We start from the raw sequence: 16602 nt of genomic DNA, 5'->3' as shown, positions 1-16602 counted from the left end.
GCTGCATCCCGCCGGTCCGAGCATGGCTCGTATGTGAATGGCGATGTGACAACCCCACGTCGCATCATTCGGAAACATTGCACGTGTATGCCAAGCGAATCCGTTTCGATTTGACACGCAAGTGATCCGAAGCAATCCGTCCAGCACTGCATCCAATCCCGTAAGTCACGGTTAAGTCTCCGGGATTCTACGTGCCGTTAACTTTGTACCGCCGAAAGCTTTGCGTCGGCATTAACCCGCTGTTAAGCTCATACTGCTCGTAGGAGTTGTGTGAAAAGGGGTTGCGGATGAAGTCGGCGGCTAGAGTGAGTGCCGTTGCTGAACAGAAGTCGGATGTGCTGGAGAACGTGGATTATCGACTGGCGCTGACTGCTGAGGACAAGGACGAGATCTATCGGCTGCGCTACCGCGCCTATCTGCGTGAAGGCGCCATCCTGCCGTCGCCCAGCGAACGCGTCAGCGACGAATATGATGATCTTCCCAACAGCTTCATCTTCGGCGTCTACGTCAATGGCGAGCTCTACAGCTCGATCCGCATCAGCGTGCTGAACTCGCAATGGCGCCGATCGCTGTCCTCGGACATGTTCGCCGACCTGCTGCATCCCGAGCTCGATCGCGGCAAGGTCATCATCGACCCGACACGGTTCGTCGCCGACCATGAGAAGGCGCGGCTGTTTCCGGCGCTTCCCTATGTGACCGTCCGGCTCGGCTACGTCGCCTGCGCCCATTTCAACGCGGATATCGGTCTCGCCAACGTGCGCCCGGAACATCGCGCCTTCTACAAGAAAGTGTTCCTGCAGGAACCATGGGGTGAGCCGCGGCTCTACTCCGGCCTCACCAAGCCGGTCGGCCTGGTGGCGGCGCATTATCCGTCGATCCGCGATCGCGTGTTCCAGCGCTTTCCGTTCATGCGATCCAGCGCGTTCGAACGGCGGATGCTGTTCGATCGTCCCGCGCCGGACGCCTTCACTGATTCGTTCAGGATTCAGGCGGTCGCGAAGGCCGGCTGATCATCGGCCGATATCGGGGCCGGTTCGGCCGTCCGGCCGGTTCACACCGTGGCGCTGATGCAAAAATCAGCGAAAAGCGCCCTGCTGCAGGCGCTGAGCGGCTTGCCTTCACCCTGGCGCCACATTTACAACCCATTAACCATCGCGGTCGCTTTTCGGGTTTCGTTAGCATTTGACGGGGTTCGGCAAGACCCCATCAAGGTTGACGGAACGTTCGCTTAACCATCGCCCTGTAGACCGGATGGCAGTCTAAGAACGTGAGCGTGGAGGCTCCGGGAATGAAATATCAGATGCGTATCCTCCAGGGATTGAAGTTGGCAGCCGTGCTGGCCGTGGCGCTGTCGATGGGCGCCTGCGCCAACAAGAATCTCACCGGGGCCGACGGGGCGATGGCCAGCGCTGCGACTCCAGGCAGCCAGCAGGACTTCGTCGTGAATGTCGGCGATCGCGTCTTCTTCGAGAGCGATCAGACCGATCTCACGCCGCAGGCGATCGCGACCCTGGAGAAGCAGGCTCAGTGGCTGCAGAGCTATCCGCGCTACTCCTTCACGATCGAGGGCCATGCCGACGAGCGCGGCACCCGCGAGTACAACATCGCGCTGGGCGCGCGGCGCGCGCAGTCGGTCCGCAACTTCCTGGCGTCGCGCGGCATCGACCAGGGCCGCATGCGCACCATCTCCTACGGCAAGGAGCGGCCGGTGGCGGTCTGTAACGACATCTCGTGCTGGTCGCAGAACCGCCGTGCGGTGACGGTCCTGAACGCCAGTTCATAAAGCTGAACGAATCCGTTGCTGATGAAGCCGGCGTCGCCCATCGACGCCGGCTTCGTCGTTTCTGGTCGGCGGGTCTCGTCCGGACTTGGTCTTGTCTTCGCTTGAACGTCATTTGTATCTATCGCATTTCTGCTTTACAGCCTCGCTCACAGGCCTGTTTTCAATGTCTCGCCGATCCGGTCGTCAGGGCAGCATGTCATTCATGTTTCTTCCACGGAGCGCCGCCGCGATCCTCGCCGCGCTCGTCATTTTCTCGTGCCAGGCAGTTTCGTCGCGGGCGCTCGCCCAGACCGATGACGATGATCCCGAGATCCGGATTCAGCGGCTCGAAAATCAGCTCCGGCAACTGACCGGTCAGAACGAGGAGCTGCAATATCGCAATCGCCAGCTCGAGGAGCGGCTGCGGCAGTTGCAGAGCGCTGCACCCGGCGGTGCGCCCGCGGCGCAGACCAACGCGGCTGCTCCCGCGCCGGCCAATCCCGCTTACGGCCAGCCCCCTCAGGCGGCCAACGGCCAGCAGCCCTATGGCCAGCAGCCGTACGGCCAGCCGCAACAGGCCTATCCGCAGCAGCAGCCGGTCTACGCGCAGCCGCCCGCCGTCGGTGCGCCGGTGCAAATCGTCCAGGAGCCCGCGGCCCCCGGTCGGGGCCGCCGCGGCGATGCGTTCGACCCGAGCCAGAATCCGACCGCTCCAGGCGCCCCGCAGGCGCTCGGCGGCGGCCAGTTGCCGATCCAGCCGGGTGGCGGCCAGCCCGCTGGCCGTCCCGTCGGCGATCCCGCGGCTCTCGCCAACACCGCGGGCGGGCGCTATCCCCAGGGCGCGCCGCCGGCCGCCGCGCCGGGGGCGGGCGGACTGGAGACCGCGCCGCCGCGGCAGACGCCGCGCGACGAATACGACCTCGGCATCGGCTACATGCAGCGCCGCGACTACGCGCTGGCCGAGCAGACGATGCGCAACTTCACCCAGAAATATCCGAACGATCCGATGGTCGGCGACGCGCAATACTGGCTCGGCGAGAGCTTCTACCAGCGTCAGCAATATCGCGATGCGGCCGAGGTCTTCCTCGCCGTGACGACGAAATACGAGAAGTCGGGCAAGGCGGCGGATGCGCTGCTCCGGCTCGGCCAGTCGCTGGCCGCGCTGAAGGAGAAGGAGGCGGCCTGCGCCGCGTTCGGCGAAGTGACGCGCAAATATCCGCGCGCCTCGGCGGGCGTGAAGGCGACCGTCGATCGCGAGCAGAAGCGGGTGAAGTGCTGAGCGCCTGCGGGCGAGGGGAGGCCTCTCGCCTATAACCGGCGGGGCGGATAGGCTGCGGCGCCATGTCGAAGGCCCGTTCCGAAGCCGATCTTGCGATCTCCGCCGCCGAAGCCGAGCGCCTGTTCGCGCCGCTTTCGGCCGCGCCCGCACTGGTGCTCGCCGTATCGGGCGGTCCCGATTCGATGGCTCTGATGTGGCTCGCGGCGCGGTGGCGTGCGGGGCTCGCACAGGGACCGCACCTTGTGGCCGTGACGGTCGACCATGCGCTGCGGCGCGACTCCGCCCGTGAAGCCCGCATGGTGAAGGAGATCGCGCGCCGGCTCGCAATTCCGCACCGGACCCTTCGCTGGACCGACGCGAAGCCGGACACCGGGATTCCCGAAGCGGCGCGGCTGGCAAGATACCGCCTGCTGGCGCGCGCGGCGCGGCAGGCGCGTGCCGGACACGTCGTCACCGCCCACACCCGTGACGACCAGGCTGAGACGGTGCTGATGCGGCTGTTGCGCGGCAGCGGCATTGCGGGGCTCGCGGCGATGGCACCGCTCAGCGAGCGTGAAGGGGTGTTGCTGGCGCGGCCCCTGCTGAACGTTGCCAAAGTCCGGCTGGTAGCGACGCTGCGCTCGGCCGGAATCCCGTTCGCAGATGACCCGACCAATCAAGATCCCGCCTTCACCCGGCCGCGGCTGCGCGCCCTGATGCCGGCCCTGGCCGCGGAGGGCGGCGATGCCCGGACGCTGGCGATGCTGGCCGACCGGCTCGGACGGGCCAACGCCGCGATCGAATTGATGGTGGATGGCGCCGAACGCTATCTCGCACTGCGCGCGGCCGGGAGCAGGCCGGTCGGCGGGGGTCACGGCGAGACCTTCGAGGCGCGCGCCTTTGTCGCACTTCCAGCCGAAATCAGGCTGAGGCTGCTGATCCGCGCGATCAATCGCATTGGAACCGAAGGTCCCGTGGAACTCGGCAAGGCAGAGTCGCTGCTGGCGAGGCTGGACCGGACTCTTGCGGGGATCGCAGATGGTGGTACGTCTGCTCCGGGCAGGCTAAAACAGACCCTGGCTGGTGCACTGGTAAGCATGACGAGAGAGACGATCCGCATCACGCCCGCGCCGCCGCGGCGCTCGCGCGGGATTTGAAGCGGTTCACCGCCTTCGCGGACGCTTAACCACCTGCCTTGGCGACGCTTTCCCGCGCCATTTTTTGAGCGGGAATCGGGCTAGGATGCGATAAATAGTCCTTTCTAGTTCCCTTGGCATTGCCGTGAGTGGTACCTAGATTACGAGACGGTCGACCGGGGGATTCCCTCGTGGCTACCCAGGGATGAGTCCGAGGACTAACGGCCGCGATCCGCGCGACCACGAAGGAAAATCGATGAACGCCAATCTGCGCAATTTCGCCCTTTGGGTCATTATTGTCCTGTTGCTGTTGGCGCTGTTCACACTCTTCCAGAACCCGGGGCAACGCGCGTCGTCGACCGACATCAACTTCTCGCAGTTGTTGACCGAGGTCGATCAGGGCAATGTGCGCGACGTCGTGATCCAGGGGCCGGAGATTCACGGTACCTTCAAGAACGGCTCGTCGTTCCAGACCTACGCGCCGAGCGATCCGAACCTCGTGAAGCGGCTGTACGACGCCAAGGTCAACATCCAGGCCAAGCCGCCCGGCGACAACGTGCCGTGGTTCGTGTCGCTGCTGGTCTCCTGGCTGCCCTTCATCGCGCTGATCGGCGTCTGGATCTTCCTCTCCAGGCAGATGCAGGGCGGCGCCGGCAAGGCGATGGGCTTCGGCAAGTCGCGCGCCAAGATGCTGACCGAGGCGCATGGCCGGGTGACGTTCGAGGACGTCGCCGGCGTCGACGAGGCCAAGCAGGACCTGCAGGAGATCGTCGAATTCCTGCGCGATCCCGGCAAATTCCAGCGGCTCGGCGGCCGCATCCCGCGCGGCGTGCTGCTGGTCGGCCCTCCGGGCACCGGCAAGACGCTGATCGCGCGCGCCGTGGCCGGCGAAGCCAACGTGCCGTTCTTCACCATTTCGGGTTCTGACTTCGTCGAGATGTTCGTCGGCGTCGGCGCCAGCCGCGTCCGCGACATGTTCGAGCAGGCGAAGAAGAACGCGCCCTGCATCATCTTCATCGACGAGATCGACGCCGTCGGCCGCCATCGTGGCGCCGGTCTCGGCGGCGGCAATGACGAGCGCGAGCAGACCCTCAACCAGCTGCTGGTCGAGATGGACGGCTTCGAGGCCAATGAGGGCGTGATCCTGATCGCCGCCACCAACCGTCCCGACGTGCTCGATCCGGCGCTGATGCGTCCCGGCCGCTTCGACCGCCAGGTCGTGGTCTCGAACCCCGACATCATCGGCCGCGAGCAGATCCTGAAGGTTCACGTCCGCAAGGTGCCGCTGGCGCCGGACGTCAACCTCAAGACCATCGCCCGCGGCACGCCCGGCTTCTCCGGCGCCGACCTGATGAACCTCGTCAACGAGGCCGCCCTGACCGCCGCCCGCCGCAACAAGCGGATGGTCACGCAGTCCGAGTTTGAGGAAGCCAAGGACAAGGTGCTGATGGGCGCCGAGCGCCGCTCGATGGTCATGACCGAGGAAGAGAAGATGCTGACCGCCTATCACGAGGCGGGCCATGCGATCGTTGGCCTCAACGTCCCGAGCCACGACCCGATCCACAAGGCGACCATCATTCCGCGCGGCCGCGCGCTCGGCATGGTGCAGTCGCTGCCCGAGGCCGACCGCCACTCGCACACCCGCGAATGGTGCGTCTCCAAGCTCGCGATGATGTTCGGCGGCCGCGAGGCCGAGGTGCAGAAGTTCGGTCCGGAGAAGGTGACCAACGGCGCCACCGGCGACATCCAGCAGGCCACCAACCTCGCGCGAGCGATGGTGATGGAATGGGGCATGTCCGACAAGCTCGGCCGCGTCCGCTACCAGAGCAATGAGCAGGAGGTGTTCCTGGGCCATTCTGTGGCGCGCTCGACCAACATCTCCGACGATACCGCCCGCCTGATCGACTCGGAAATTCGCGGCCTGATCGAGGCCGGCGAGCAGGAGGCGCGCCGCATCATCACCGAGAAGCGCGACGATTGGGAAGCGATCGCCCAGGCCCTGCTGGAATACGAGACGCTGACCGGCGAGGAGATTCTCGACCTGCTCAAGGGCAAGAAGCCGAACCGCGAATCGGCGATCGAGCCGTCGACGCCGCGCGCGTCGGCCGTGCCGCCGGCCGGCAAACCGCGGCCGCGACCCGATCCCGGCCTGGAGCCGCAGCCCCAGGCGTGAGCCAAGAGACGCGACAGGCTTCCGGCGGTCAGCCCGTCTGATCCGGAAGATCGATAGACACGAAAGGCCCGGCTTGCAGCCGGGCCTTTTGTTTGTTTGGAGATCTGTGCCGGCGGGGATCCGAACCGCGGTGATGAGCGGGGGAACTCTTGCCAAGTTGCCGCGGACCGCATCCAGCGGCGTCGCTCGCCTTACGGCTTGTCGAACCAGGCCTTCCACTGCGGGACGGCGGTGGCGAACGTGCCGCGATGGCTGGTCGGTCCCGTCGACACCGCCTCGACCTTGCTGTTGCCGGCCCCGATCGCCTGCTGGTAGGTCATCGCCAGCCGGCCCAGACCGGTCGAGATCGCCTCGTCGGTCTCGCCGTAATAGTTGCGCACCGGCGTCTTGATGATCCAGCGATAGGCCTGCGTCTGCGCGACCAGGCGGCCGTAGGCCGACGCCGCGAAATACTCCGCGTCGAAATAGTCGGGCTTGAGCAGCTTATGCAGATCGGTCGGGACGTCGGCGACGTTGAAGGGCTCGCGCTCATAGGCCTTGCGCGCGACATCGTAGTAGCTGTCGTTGATCACCGAGCGCGCCAGCCCCGGCACCGCATAGTAGTTCTCGAACGCGAACGCCGACAGGATGAACAGCGAATTGACCCAAGCGGCGTCGTTCTTGCGCGGGAAGCTGAGGAAGCCGTTGAGCGCCACGGACACGTCGACAGGAGCGCTCGCGGTCGCCGCCGCCGTCACCGGCACGCCGGCGCTTTCGAGCTTCTCGAGAAAGGCCATGGTCACGAAGCCGCCTTGCGACCAGCCGGCGATGTCGAGCCTGGCGCTCGTCAGCTTCATCTGTTCGAGCACGGCGCGGCTTGCCCGCAGCATGTCGTAAGTGGCCTGCTGATGGCTGGCCTTCACCATGTAGCCTTCTGGCTCGGTCGAGATGCCCATTCCGAAATAGTCGGCGCCGATCAGCAGATAGCCTTGTCCTGCGAACTGCGCGATCATCAGCTGGGTCTCGGGCGACTGCTCCGGAAACGACGGCACCTCCTGCTTCCCGTACACCGTGCCGTGCTGATAGGACACCATCGGCAGGCTGGTCTCGCCGGTCTCGGGCACCGCGAGCAGGCCGCTCGCCGTGATCGGCTTGTTGCCGCGCTCGGGGACGACAGACGCATAGGTGACGCGATAGAGCCTGACGGCGTTGCGGGCCGGGGTGTAGGTCACGGAAACGCCCGCGAATTTCGGCGTGTCGGCGGCGAGGATGGTGTTCAGCCGGCCGACGTCCCAGCGGGCCAGATATTCGTAGCTGACGTCGGAGGAGACGCGGACGGGAGCCTTGTCCTGGGCACGGCTTGCGGTCGGCCAGATGGCGCAGACGAGCACCGCGATGAGAGCGCGATAAACCAACATGGGATCTCCCCGGCCTGCCGCCGTCGGTTGCATTCGGACCCCTGCGATACAGATCGCGAGTAAACAATCGGTGCGGCGCCGGCAGCCGCGCTGCCGTCGTCCGCGCTTAAGCCTTCTTCAAGCGTCCCCGCCTATGTCTCGATGAGGAGCGCCCATGCAGGCGCGGGGGCGAGGTCCAGATGGCTGACAATCCTGATGCCGCCGCGATCCCATCGCAGCGTCGTGACGTTCCGCTTGGCCTGTTCGCAGTCTGCTTTGCGCTCGCCTGCATCAACGCCTCGTTCTTCCCGGCCGGACTGTGGTCCGGCACCTGGATCTGGGACCAGGCGGGTCTCGGCATTCCCACCGACTTCGTCAACGTGTGGGCGGCCGGCAAGCTCGCGCTGCAGGGACATCCGGCGCTGGCCTGGGACTGGAACGTGCAGCGCCAGGTCGAGCTCGATCTGCTCCGGCAGGATTTCCCGGGCTACTTTGCCTGGCACTATCCGCCGCCGTTCCTGTTCGTCGCGGCGTTCCTGGCGCAGTTTCCCTACACGCTCGCCTTCGTCGGCTGGGTCTATGCCAGCTTCGTTCCCTATGCGCTCGCGATGCGCGCGATCGTCGGCCGCGGCTTCGGCCTGCTGCTGGCAGCCGGCTTTCCGGCCCTGTTCTCCAACGCGCTGGTCGGGCAGAACGGATGCCTCACCGCCGCGCTGGTCGGCGGCACGCTCTATCTGCTGCCGGTGCGGCCGGTGCTGGCGGGGATCTGTCTCGGGCTGCTGACCTACAAGCCGCAATACGGTCTGCTCTTCCCGATCGTGCTGATCGCCACCCAGCGCTGGACCGCGTTCATGTCGGCGAGCGTCACCGCCGTCGTGCTGGCACTGCTGTCATGGCTCGCCTTCGGGCTGGAGAGCTGGCAGGCCTTCTTCCATTGGCTGCCGATGTTCTCGCAGGCGTTCCTGACCGAGGGCAAGGCGACCTGGTGGAAGCTGCAGAGCCTGTTTTCGCTGGTCCGCTATTTCGGCGGCTCGGAAGCGCTCGGCTGGACCTTCCAATGGGTCCTGACCGCAACCGTCGCAGTCGTGCTGGTGACGCTGTGGCGCAGCCCGGTACGTTACGCGCTGAAGGCGGCGGCGCTTGCCGTCGGGCTGCTGCTGACGACGCCGTATCTGTTCATGTACGACATGATGGTTCAGGCCGTCGCCGTGGCCTGGCTGGTGCGGATCGGCCTCGCCGAGGGCTTTCGCCGCTACGAGCTGCCCGCGCTCGGCGGCATCGCGGCGCTTCAGATCACGTTCATGCTGTCCGGGATTCCGCTCGGGCTCGCCGCCAACCTGATCATGGCCGGCCTGGTGCTGGCGCGCGCCGGCTCGTGGTGGCGTCGGCAGCCGGCGCCCGCCGACATGGCGCTCGCGAGCGCCTGACGCTCCGGGCGGGGTCGGGCAGGGTCATGATTTCCCTTGTCTTCCTTCGTGAACAAGTGTTCAGTTCTTCCCACCTTTTGTGAGATCGATCCTCCAAAAACACTGAACCAGCGTTCGCCGGGTGCCCTGGACGAGCGCGTCCGGGACGAGAAACGCCATGGTCTATCGGCGAACCCATCAGGTCGTGAAGCGGCTGGCGGCCCGCCGCAGCGCGATTTTGGCTGCCGCCCGTGAGACCGCCGCCGAAGGCGGCATGTCGGCCGTCCAGATCGCCCCGGTGGCGGTCCGGGCCAATGTCGCAGCCGGCACCGTCTATCGCTACTTTCCCTCGAAGGCCGATCTGATCTCGGAGCTGATCGCGGAAGTCTCGCGCGACGAGCTCGCCGCCGTCCGGCGCGCCGCCGATGCCGCGCCCGGTCCATCCTCGGCGCTGGCTGCCGCGGTATCCACGGTCGCAGTGCACGTCCTGTCGCAGCGCAAGCTCGCCTGGGGCATCCTGGCCGAGCCCGTCGACGTCGACGTGACGGCGTCACGGATCGCGAGCCGCCGCGAGATCGTCGGCGAGATCGCCTCGCGGATCGACGCGGCCGTCCGTGCCGGCCACCTTCCGGCGCAGGACACCCAGTTGGCCGCGACCGCGCTGCTCGGCGCGCTGCACGAGGCGCTGGTGGGGCCGCTGGCGACGGAGAATCCCGACGACCCTGCCAAACTCCGTGACACCGTTCAGGCGGTCACCCTGCTGGCGCTGCGCGCGGTCGGCGTCATGGACGCGCGTGCGCGCGGTCTCGTCGTGCAGGCCGTGCTGCCGGTCAGGAGCCTGGTCGGCGCGTAGTCCGCGCTTAAGCAAGGATTCACCCGGCGCGGCGATGGTGAGGCTGGCGTGCCGCGAGAGCACCGCCTTGCCCCACTCCAGGTGCCTCCTCGGACGATGTCGATTGCACGCAACCCTCTGGCGACGCGCCTCGTCATCGCGGGATCGGCCGCCGCCGGCGCCGTCTATGCGTATCTGGCCGGCGAGGACATCAACTGGGACTGGCAGAACTATCACGACTATGCCGGCTTCGCGCTGCTGCATGGCCGCTTCGATGTCGATGTGGCGCCCGGCGGCTTTCAGAGCTTCCTCAATCCGCTGATCTATGTGTTGCCCTATGCCGTCCGCCACGGGCTCGATGCGCCGTGGTGGGGCGTCGCGCTGGGCGCGCTGCACGGCCTCAATCTCGCGCTGGTCTACTGGGTCGCGCGCGTGCTGCTCGGGCGTACGGCGGACGCGTTCACGCTCAGCGCGGCGATCCTCATCGCGGCCCTCAGTCCGATGGCGCTGTCCGAGGTCGGTACCAGCTTCGCCGACATTCTGACGACCCTTCCGATCCTTGCCGGCATCGCGCTGATCTTCGGGGAGGACGATGAGCGTGGCCGCCGTTTCGTCGTTGCCGGCCTGCTGATCGGCGCGGCCACGGGATTGAAGCTCACAAATGCGACGTTTCTGGTCGGCGCCGGCGTGTCGCTGCTGCTGGTGGCGCGGCCGTGGCGTGCGATCGTTACGTTCGGCGCCGGCAGTGCGGCCGGCGTGATCGTGACTGCGGGGCCGTGGGCGCTGAAGATGACGCGCGACTACGGCAGCCCGCTGTTTCCGTTCTACAACACGATCTTCCGGTCGCCCGAAGCGCCGCTCGCCTCGATCGTCGATACGCGCTTCATGCCGCAGGGCCTGCTCGATGCGCTCGCCTATCCGTTCTACTGGGTGATCGGCAAGCATCCCTCGTCGGAATGGCCGTTTCGCGATCCGCGCTTCGCCGTCGTCATCGTGCTGCTCGTCGCGCTGATCGTCACCGGCCTGTGGCAGCGGCGCGAGGTGCTGCCGCTGCGCGAGCGGCGGCTCCTGATCTTCTTCTGGCTCAGCTACGTCCTGTGGATGCTGGCCTTCTCGATCCAGCGCTATCTGATGCCGCTCGAGCTGTTTTCGGCGCCGCTGATCGTCCTGCTGCTCATCCGCCTGATTGAGTCCTGGCAGGCGGGCTCTGGCTTGGACGTGTCACCGCCGCGGCGGATGACGCAGGCCGTCGCGGTGATGGCCGCGCTCGGCATCGCGCTGGCATCGCAGCCGACCGACTGGATGCGGCGGCCGTGGTCGGATCCCTACCGGCCGCAGCTCGCGGCCAGCCTGCAACGTCCGGCGACGTTCCTGCTGCTGCAGAAGCCGCTCGGCTACGTCACGTCGTTCCTGCCCCAGGGCTCGCGCGTCTATCAGTTGTCGGAGCTCGTCGTGCCGATCGTGCCCGGCGGCGTGCTCGATCGCCGCGTTCGCAACGGCCTGGCCGATCCGTTGCCGGGCGGCGTCTGGGCGCTGTATTTCTCCAACAGCCCGGAGGACAACCCGCCGCGGCTCGCGGCGCTCGCGGACTACAACCTTGAGATCGATTCATCGCGCGGCTGTGAGCGCATTCCCGGCGCCGCCGGCATTGCGATCGAGGCGTGTCCGGTGATTGCGCGGGTCAAGGCGCCGTCAACGGCCGGACTGGGATCGATCGAAACGACCCAATAGGCTCGTCTCAGATATGGGCGTCGCTCGACGGCCCGACATAGGCGATCCGCACCATGTTCGTGGTGCCGGGTGTGCCGAGCGGCACGCCGGCGACGATGATGACGCGCTGCCCGGCGCGGACGAAGCCGTCGCGGAAGGCGATCGAGCCGGCGCGCTCGACCATGTCGTCCTGGTCGCGCGCGTCCTCGGCCACCACGCAGTGCACGCCCCACACGACCGACAAGCGGCGCCCGGTCGCCAGGTTGGGCGTGATCGCGACCACCGGCGGCTTCGGCCGCTCGCGCGCGACGCGGATGGCGGTGGAGCCCGACGAGGTCCAGCAGATGATGGTGGGCAGATCGAGATTCTCCGCAATCTGCCGCGCGGCTTCGGCGATGGCGTCGCCCGCGGTCGATTCCGGCTCGGGCCGTTGCGCTGCGATCACGGAGCGGTAGACCACGTCGCGCTCGACCTCCTCGCCGATACGGTTCATGGTCGACACTGCCTCGACCGGATATTTGCCGGCGGCCGATTCGGCCGACAGCATGATGGCGTCGGCGCCTTCATAGACCGCGGTGGCGACATCGGAGACCTCGGCGCGGGTCGGCACCGGCGACTGGATCATCGATTCCAGCATCTGCGTCGCCACCACCACCGGCTTGCCGGCGCGGCGCGCCAGCCGCGTCATCTGCTTCTGCAGTCCGGGCACGCGCTCCAGCGGCAGCTCGACGCCGAGATCGCCGCGCGCCACCATCAGGGCATCGGAGACATCGACGATGTCGTTGAGCCGGTCGATCGCCTGCGGCTTCTCGATCTTGGACATCACCGCCGCGCGGCCGCGGATGATCTTCTTGGCTTCCAGCACGTCGTCGGCGCGCTGCACGAAGGACAGCGCGATCCAGTCGATGCCGATGTTCAAGGCGGCATCGAGGTCGGCGCGGTCCTTCGGCGTCATCGCCGAGACCGGCAGGTCGGTGTCCGGCAGGCTCACGCCCTTGCGGTCGGACATCCTTCCGCCGATCACGACCCGGGTGACGGCGCGGGTCGGCGAGGTCTCCTCGGCGATCAGCCGCACCTTGCCGTCATCCAGCAGCAGCGCATGTCCGGGCTGCAGGGCGGCCAGGATTTCCGGATGCGGCAGGTGGACCCGCGTCGCATCGCCCGGCGTCTTGTCGGAATCGAGCACGAAGCTCTGGCCATTGTTGAGCTGAACCGGGCCCTCGGCGAAGGTGCCGAGCCTGAGCTTCGGGCCCTGGAGATCGACCAGAATGCCGATCGGGCGGCCGTAGCTCGCCTCGACGCTGCGGATCGTGGCCACCAGCTCCCGCAACTTGTCGTGCGGGGTGTGGCTCATGTTGATCCGGAAAATGTCCGCCCCGGCCTCGAACAGCTTGCGAATCATCGCGCTGTCCGAGGAGGCGGGACCGAGCGTGGCGAGGATCTTGATGCGTCGCAGCCGCCTCATGGCTTGGGTGCTTGCCCTGGCGGCAGGGCCGGCGCGGCCGCCGGCGGCGTGCCCTGCGGCCCATTCGGCAGACCGGGGACGTTGCCTCCGGGTCCAAGCGTGCCGGGAATTCCAGGCACGCGCTGCTGCGCCGGCTGCTCGTTGGCCTCGGTGAGCTGTACCGTCCAGGCGCGCTGGTCGCCGGTGTCGACTTCGAAGAAGCCGGTGCGGTCGAAGCCGCGGGCCAGGCAATTGTCGGTGCCCTTGATCGTGAATTCCTTGTCACGCGAGCACATGAAGGCCTGTCCCGACCATTCACCGCCGCGGTCATAGTCCAGCGCATAGATGTAATAATAGCGTGCCACCAGCGTGCCCTTGAGCAGCGTCTCGCAGCTGCGTGACGACACGTTCCACCAGCCTTCGGTGGTCCAGCCTTCAGAGTCCTTGTAGCCGAGGGCGATCCCGACCCGGCTGGAGGTGTTGTTGCAGAGCCGAAAATCGGCGGCCGCAGGGGAGGACCACAGACAGAGCGCGGCCAGCCCAAGCAGCGAAAGCAGTCCGTAACCGGGGCGGAAGGGATTGCGATGCAGGAGAGAGGAGATTTTCGGGATCATTGCGCGACGCTATATCAACCGTTGAACGATGTCGCTGGGCTTGGCTGCGGCTGTCAACGCCATGACGATCTCGTGCGAAGCCGCTGCGATCGAGCGCCTCGCTCCTCCTGACGGTGCTGCGATATGGCCAAATCCGCGACGAAGCCTCATTATATAGCAGACATCCGTCACGGCGCGGAACAGGGAACAAAGAGATGACGATGGACAGCACCACCCGGACCGAGCTCGAAGCCGCCGCCTTTCGCCGGCTTGTCGAGCATCTGCGGACGAGAACCGACGTTCAGAACATCGATCTGATGAATCTGGCAGGCTTCTGCCGCAACTGTCTCTCCAACTGGCTGAAGGACGCCGCCGACGCCCAGGGAGCGCCAATGACCAGGGACGAGAGCCGCGAGGCGGTCTATGGCATGCCCTACGAGGAATGGAAGGCGAAACACCAGCGTGAGGCCAGCGCCGAGCAGCGCGAAGCCTTCAAGAAGTCGCATCCGGGCCACTGATCAGACGCGCAGGAGCCGCGCTGTCCGGCGCGGCAATGTGCGAATCGGGTGCTGCGCGGGATGGCGACGAAACACAAGTGGCGCGAGCTGCTTGCGCAGGCTTGACGCTGCGCAGGCCAACAAGGTGTGGGCGCTCTGTGGATGAGGTCGATGCCGCCTTGACGCAGGGCACGCCAGATTTGAGGGTCGCGGCGAACACGTAGCGCCCTTTGGCGCCTTCCTTGGACACAGAGTTCCACTCAGGAGTATCAGATGGCCACCTCCGCCGCCGCGAAGGACGACGACTCGCCCGCGACCCGCTTTGCCGTAGACCAGCTCAAGTCGATCATCGAGCGGATCGAGCGTCTCGAGGAGGAGAAGAAGGCGATCTCCGAAGACATCAAGGACGTCTACGCCGAGAGCAAGGGCAATGGCTTCGACGTCAAGGCGCTGCGCACGATCATCCGGCTGCGCAAGCAGGACCCGAACGAGCGCCAGGAAGAGGAAAGCATCCTCGAGACCTATATGCAGGCGCTCGGAATGATCTGAGCAGCAGGCCTCGCTCACCTGCAGGAGATCTCCGCTGCCCCTGACGGGGCATTCGCTTTCTCCCGATCCGGCTCGGCTTGCCGGCGGCATGCGCATGTTGCGGCGATCGACGCCGCACTCCAAACCCGTCGATGCTGAGGAGAACGACTAGCAGGCCGCCGCGGCGTCAGCGCAAGGCTGCCGCGCGCATGGCGAAGGATTTGGTTTCGAGCTTGATGATCGCCGGCCCCGTGAACTGGTCGTAGCTCAGTCCCGGCGTCGGCTCGGCGGCGAAGCTCATCGCCAGCGCGACCTGCGGCTTGACGAAATAGCTGCGCATCACGGTGAGGTCCACGTCGCCCATTTTCGTCACGGACATCGAGGATGAAGCGCTCGGCGTCAGCATGATGGCCCGCATCCAGGTCGAATCGGGACCCTTGGCCGCCGAGATCCGCGTCGCCATCGTGATGGCGCCGTCCTGACCTTGCCCATTCTTCGCGGCCTCCGGCACCGGCGCGACGCTGCGGGTCGCCGGGCGGGCATTTCGCACCGGGATGACGGTCGTGGAGGCGGCATTGGCGCGATCGAGCGGAGAGGAGGCCGGGGGCGCGAAGGCCATGGCCTGCATCAGGCTCGCGGTCTGCTGCTGATCGATCGACGACAGCGCACGGCGCGCCGTGATCGCGGCAACCTGCTCGGGGGTGGCCTGCTTCGGCGTGCCGGGATTGTCACCCCAGAAGCCGCGCGAATTGATGATGTCGGCGACGCTCTGCGGCGCGCCGTCCCTGGATCTGCTGCCGACGGCGCCCGTCGTTTCGGACTTCGTCTCCGGCTTGGTCGCCACGGACTGAGCTGCAGATTGCGCATCCGCGGAGGCCAACTGCAGGGCGTTGACGATCTTGCCACGCGCGGTGGCGGCTTTGCTGTCCACCGATCGCTCGGCGGTCCGGCTGTCCTTGTCGGAGTTCTTGTCAGCCGGCTTGGCGGCGAGTGCCGCGGTTTGAACCGGCTTGGCGTCGGCCTTGCTCTCGCTCTCGCCCGACTCCTCGTCATCCTCGCTCGGACGACCGCGGAACAGCCGTGCAAACAGGTTGGGGCTGGACGACGTGTCATCGCCATTGCCGCGCTTCTCGATCTCGGCCTTGGCCAGCTCATAGCCCTTGAGCGGAACGCCGTTGCTCGGCACGTGAACGGTCTTGCCGTCGGGGAACACGCGGGCGAGCTGCTCGGCGGTCATGCGCGGCCAGTGGCGGATGTTGCCGGTGTCGAGATGGACGAAGGGCGAGCCGGAGGTCGGGTAGAAGCCGACGCCGCCGCGCTGCAGGCGCAGGCCGGCAAAGCGGATCTGCTCCAGCGGCACGCCAGGGATGTAGAAGTCCATCGCATGGCCGAGCATGTGCTGGCTGTGGCGGGCCACCCCGGAATGCGCCGAGCGCCGGCGCAGCATCGAGTTGGTGGCGGGCGACCGGTACGACGAGATGATCTGGATCGGCTGCTTGGCGTCGACGTCGCGATAGACTTCCCAGAGGATGTCGAACAGGCGGCGGTCCATGACCGTCTCGTCCTGGGTACGCCAGTCGCGCAGGAAATGGTTGAGCTTCTTCAGCGCGTCTTCGTCGTAGCGGCCTTCGCGCTTGAAGGTGACCGTGAGATCTTCGCCGGAATGGGTATGGTGGAAGGAGAGAGTCTTGGTCTCGTTCAGTGCAGCGGCGTCATGCACCGAGCCGGCGCCCAGCACCAGGAGCAGTGCCGCCAGTCCGTATTGGCATCCAGCCTTCCAGCCCGCTCTCGTGAGCGAAACAGATTGGCGCGCGAAAACAGACAGCAAGATGCAGCCCACCCCGTCGACGAGCGTTTACTCGAATACCCTCTTGCGGCCCGTCCGGC

Annotated in this window: 14 protein-coding genes; 10 read left to right on the top strand and 4 right to left on the bottom strand. The window is 66.5% G+C overall.

The genetic code is table 11. The annotated features are described in order from the left end of the window. The first annotated feature begins 287 nt into the window (after positions 1-287). The 5 genes from ACQR10_RS13860 to ftsH all read left to right on the top strand — a co-directional run bounded on the left by ACQR10_RS13860 (position 288) and on the right by ftsH (position 6329). Positions 288-1010, top strand: coding sequence for an N-acyl amino acid synthase FeeM domain-containing protein (locus ACQR10_RS13860; RefSeq protein WP_315802589.1), 723 nt, complete (start codon positions 288-290; stop codon positions 1008-1010). A 278-nt stretch (positions 1011-1288) separates the two neighbouring features. Next, the gene (gene pal, locus ACQR10_RS13855) at positions 1289-1783 is read left to right on the top strand and encodes a peptidoglycan-associated lipoprotein Pal (RefSeq protein ID WP_172133860.1); all 495 of its coding nucleotides are present in this window, start codon (positions 1289-1291) and stop codon (positions 1781-1783) included. 202 nt (positions 1784-1985) lie between these two features. Beyond that, on the top strand, positions 1986-3041 hold the full coding sequence (gene ybgF, locus ACQR10_RS13850; RefSeq protein WP_316217941.1) for a tol-pal system protein YbgF: 1056 nt from the start codon (positions 1986-1988) through the stop codon (positions 3039-3041). Positions 3042-3103: 62 nt separating this feature from the next. Further along, entirely contained in the window at positions 3104-4177 is a 1074-nt protein-coding gene (tilS, locus tag ACQR10_RS13845) for a tRNA lysidine(34) synthetase TilS (protein ID WP_316217940.1), read from the top strand. 235 nt (positions 4178-4412) lie between these two features. Continuing rightward, positions 4413-6329, top strand: a complete 1917-nt coding sequence (gene ftsH / locus ACQR10_RS13840) for an ATP-dependent zinc metalloprotease FtsH (RefSeq protein ID WP_315802592.1) — start codon at positions 4413-4415, stop codon at positions 6327-6329. 191 nt (positions 6330-6520) lie between these two features. Here ftsH and ACQR10_RS13835 read toward each other — a convergent pair whose 3' ends face one another. Further along, positions 6521-7726 carry an alpha/beta hydrolase family protein gene (locus tag ACQR10_RS13835; protein WP_316217939.1) on the bottom strand — a complete coding sequence of 402 codons (1206 nt, stop codon included), beginning with the start codon at positions 7724-7726 and terminating at the stop codon, positions 6521-6523. A 179-nt stretch (positions 7727-7905) separates the two neighbouring features. Here ACQR10_RS13835 and ACQR10_RS13830 point away from each other — a divergent pair, with 179 nt between their 5' ends. The 3 genes from ACQR10_RS13830 (at position 7906) to ACQR10_RS13820 (ending at position 11674) form a co-directional block, all read left to right on the top strand. Further along, on the top strand, positions 7906-9132 hold the full coding sequence (locus tag ACQR10_RS13830) for a glycosyltransferase family 87 protein (protein WP_316217937.1): 1227 nt from the start codon (positions 7906-7908) through the stop codon (positions 9130-9132). A gap of 157 nt (positions 9133-9289) precedes the next feature. Then, complete coding sequence (locus ACQR10_RS13825; protein WP_315802595.1) at positions 9290-9964, top strand: TetR/AcrR family transcriptional regulator; 675 nt, start codon at positions 9290-9292, stop codon at positions 9962-9964. Positions 9965-10060: 96 nt separating this feature from the next. Then, on the top strand, positions 10061-11674 hold the full coding sequence (locus ACQR10_RS13820) for a glycosyltransferase family 87 protein (RefSeq protein WP_316217936.1): 1614 nt from the start codon (positions 10061-10063) through the stop codon (positions 11672-11674). A gap of 7 nt (positions 11675-11681) precedes the next feature. On the opposite strand, the gene pyk is transcribed toward ACQR10_RS13820, so the two are convergent. Both pyk and ACQR10_RS13810 read right to left on the bottom strand, forming a co-directional pair. Next, entirely contained in the window at positions 11682-13118 is a 1437-nt protein-coding gene (gene pyk, locus ACQR10_RS13815) for a pyruvate kinase (RefSeq protein WP_315802597.1), read from the bottom strand. Continuing rightward, entirely contained in the window at positions 13115-13711 is a 597-nt protein-coding gene (locus ACQR10_RS13810) for a DUF1036 domain-containing protein (RefSeq protein ID WP_315802598.1), read from the bottom strand. Before ACQR10_RS13810 ends, pyk begins: the two co-directional genes overlap by 4 nt. 200 nt (positions 13712-13911) lie before the next feature. On the opposite strand from ACQR10_RS13810, the gene ACQR10_RS13805 reads away from it, so the two are divergent. Together ACQR10_RS13805 and ACQR10_RS13800 are read left to right on the top strand one after the other, a co-directional pair. Further along, a complete protein-coding gene (locus ACQR10_RS13805; RefSeq protein WP_316179843.1) occupies positions 13912-14208 on the top strand; it encodes a DUF1244 domain-containing protein in 297 nt (98 codons plus the stop codon). A 252-nt stretch (positions 14209-14460) separates the two neighbouring features. After that, complete coding sequence (locus ACQR10_RS13800) at positions 14461-14736, top strand: DUF2312 domain-containing protein (RefSeq protein WP_008961835.1); 276 nt, start codon at positions 14461-14463, stop codon at positions 14734-14736. A 166-nt stretch (positions 14737-14902) separates the two neighbouring features. Here ACQR10_RS13800 and ACQR10_RS13795 read toward each other — a convergent pair whose 3' ends face one another. After that, positions 14903-16543, bottom strand: coding sequence for a DUF882 domain-containing protein (locus tag ACQR10_RS13795; RefSeq protein ID WP_434911975.1), 1641 nt, complete (start codon positions 16541-16543; stop codon positions 14903-14905). Positions 16544-16602: the final 59 nt, after the last annotated feature.

Source organism: Bradyrhizobium sp. HKCCYLRH2060, from assembly GCF_051168135.1.
Classification (GTDB): Bacteria; Pseudomonadota; Alphaproteobacteria; order Rhizobiales; family Xanthobacteraceae; genus Bradyrhizobium.
Note: the sequence above shows the minus strand (reverse complement) of the source record. Positions and strands in the feature narration are given on the sequence as shown.

Bases quoted from the DNA above. Each gene is read 5' to 3' on its own strand.
- ACQR10_RS13860 (WP_315802589.1), top strand. From the start codon at position 288: ATGAAGTCGGCGGCTAGAGTGAGTGCCGTTGCTGAACAGAAGTCGGAT.
- pal (WP_172133860.1), top strand. From the start codon at position 1,289: ATGAAATATCAGATGCGTATCCTCCAGGGATTGAAGTTGGCAGCCGTG.
- ybgF (WP_316217941.1), top strand. From the start codon at position 1,986: ATGTTTCTTCCACGGAGCGCCGCCGCGATCCTCGCCGCGCTCGTCATT.
- tilS (WP_316217940.1), top strand. From the start codon at position 3,104: ATGTCGAAGGCCCGTTCCGAAGCCGATCTTGCGATCTCCGCCGCCGAA.
- ftsH (WP_315802592.1), top strand. From the start codon at position 4,413: ATGAACGCCAATCTGCGCAATTTCGCCCTTTGGGTCATTATTGTCCTG.
- ACQR10_RS13835 (WP_316217939.1), bottom strand. From the start codon at position 7,726: ATGTTGGTTTATCGCGCTCTCATCGCGGTGCTCGTCTGCGCCATCTGG.
- ACQR10_RS13830 (WP_316217937.1), top strand. From the start codon at position 7,906: ATGGCTGACAATCCTGATGCCGCCGCGATCCCATCGCAGCGTCGTGAC.
- ACQR10_RS13825 (WP_315802595.1), top strand. From the start codon at position 9,290: ATGGTCTATCGGCGAACCCATCAGGTCGTGAAGCGGCTGGCGGCCCGC.
- ACQR10_RS13820 (WP_316217936.1), top strand. From the start codon at position 10,061: ATGTCGATTGCACGCAACCCTCTGGCGACGCGCCTCGTCATCGCGGGA.
- pyk (WP_315802597.1), bottom strand. From the start codon at position 13,118: ATGAGGCGGCTGCGACGCATCAAGATCCTCGCCACGCTCGGTCCCGCC.
- ACQR10_RS13810 (WP_315802598.1), bottom strand. From the start codon at position 13,711: ATGATCCCGAAAATCTCCTCTCTCCTGCATCGCAATCCCTTCCGCCCC.
- ACQR10_RS13805 (WP_316179843.1), top strand. From the start codon at position 13,912: ATGGACAGCACCACCCGGACCGAGCTCGAAGCCGCCGCCTTTCGCCGG.
- ACQR10_RS13800 (WP_008961835.1), top strand. From the start codon at position 14,461: ATGGCCACCTCCGCCGCCGCGAAGGACGACGACTCGCCCGCGACCCGC.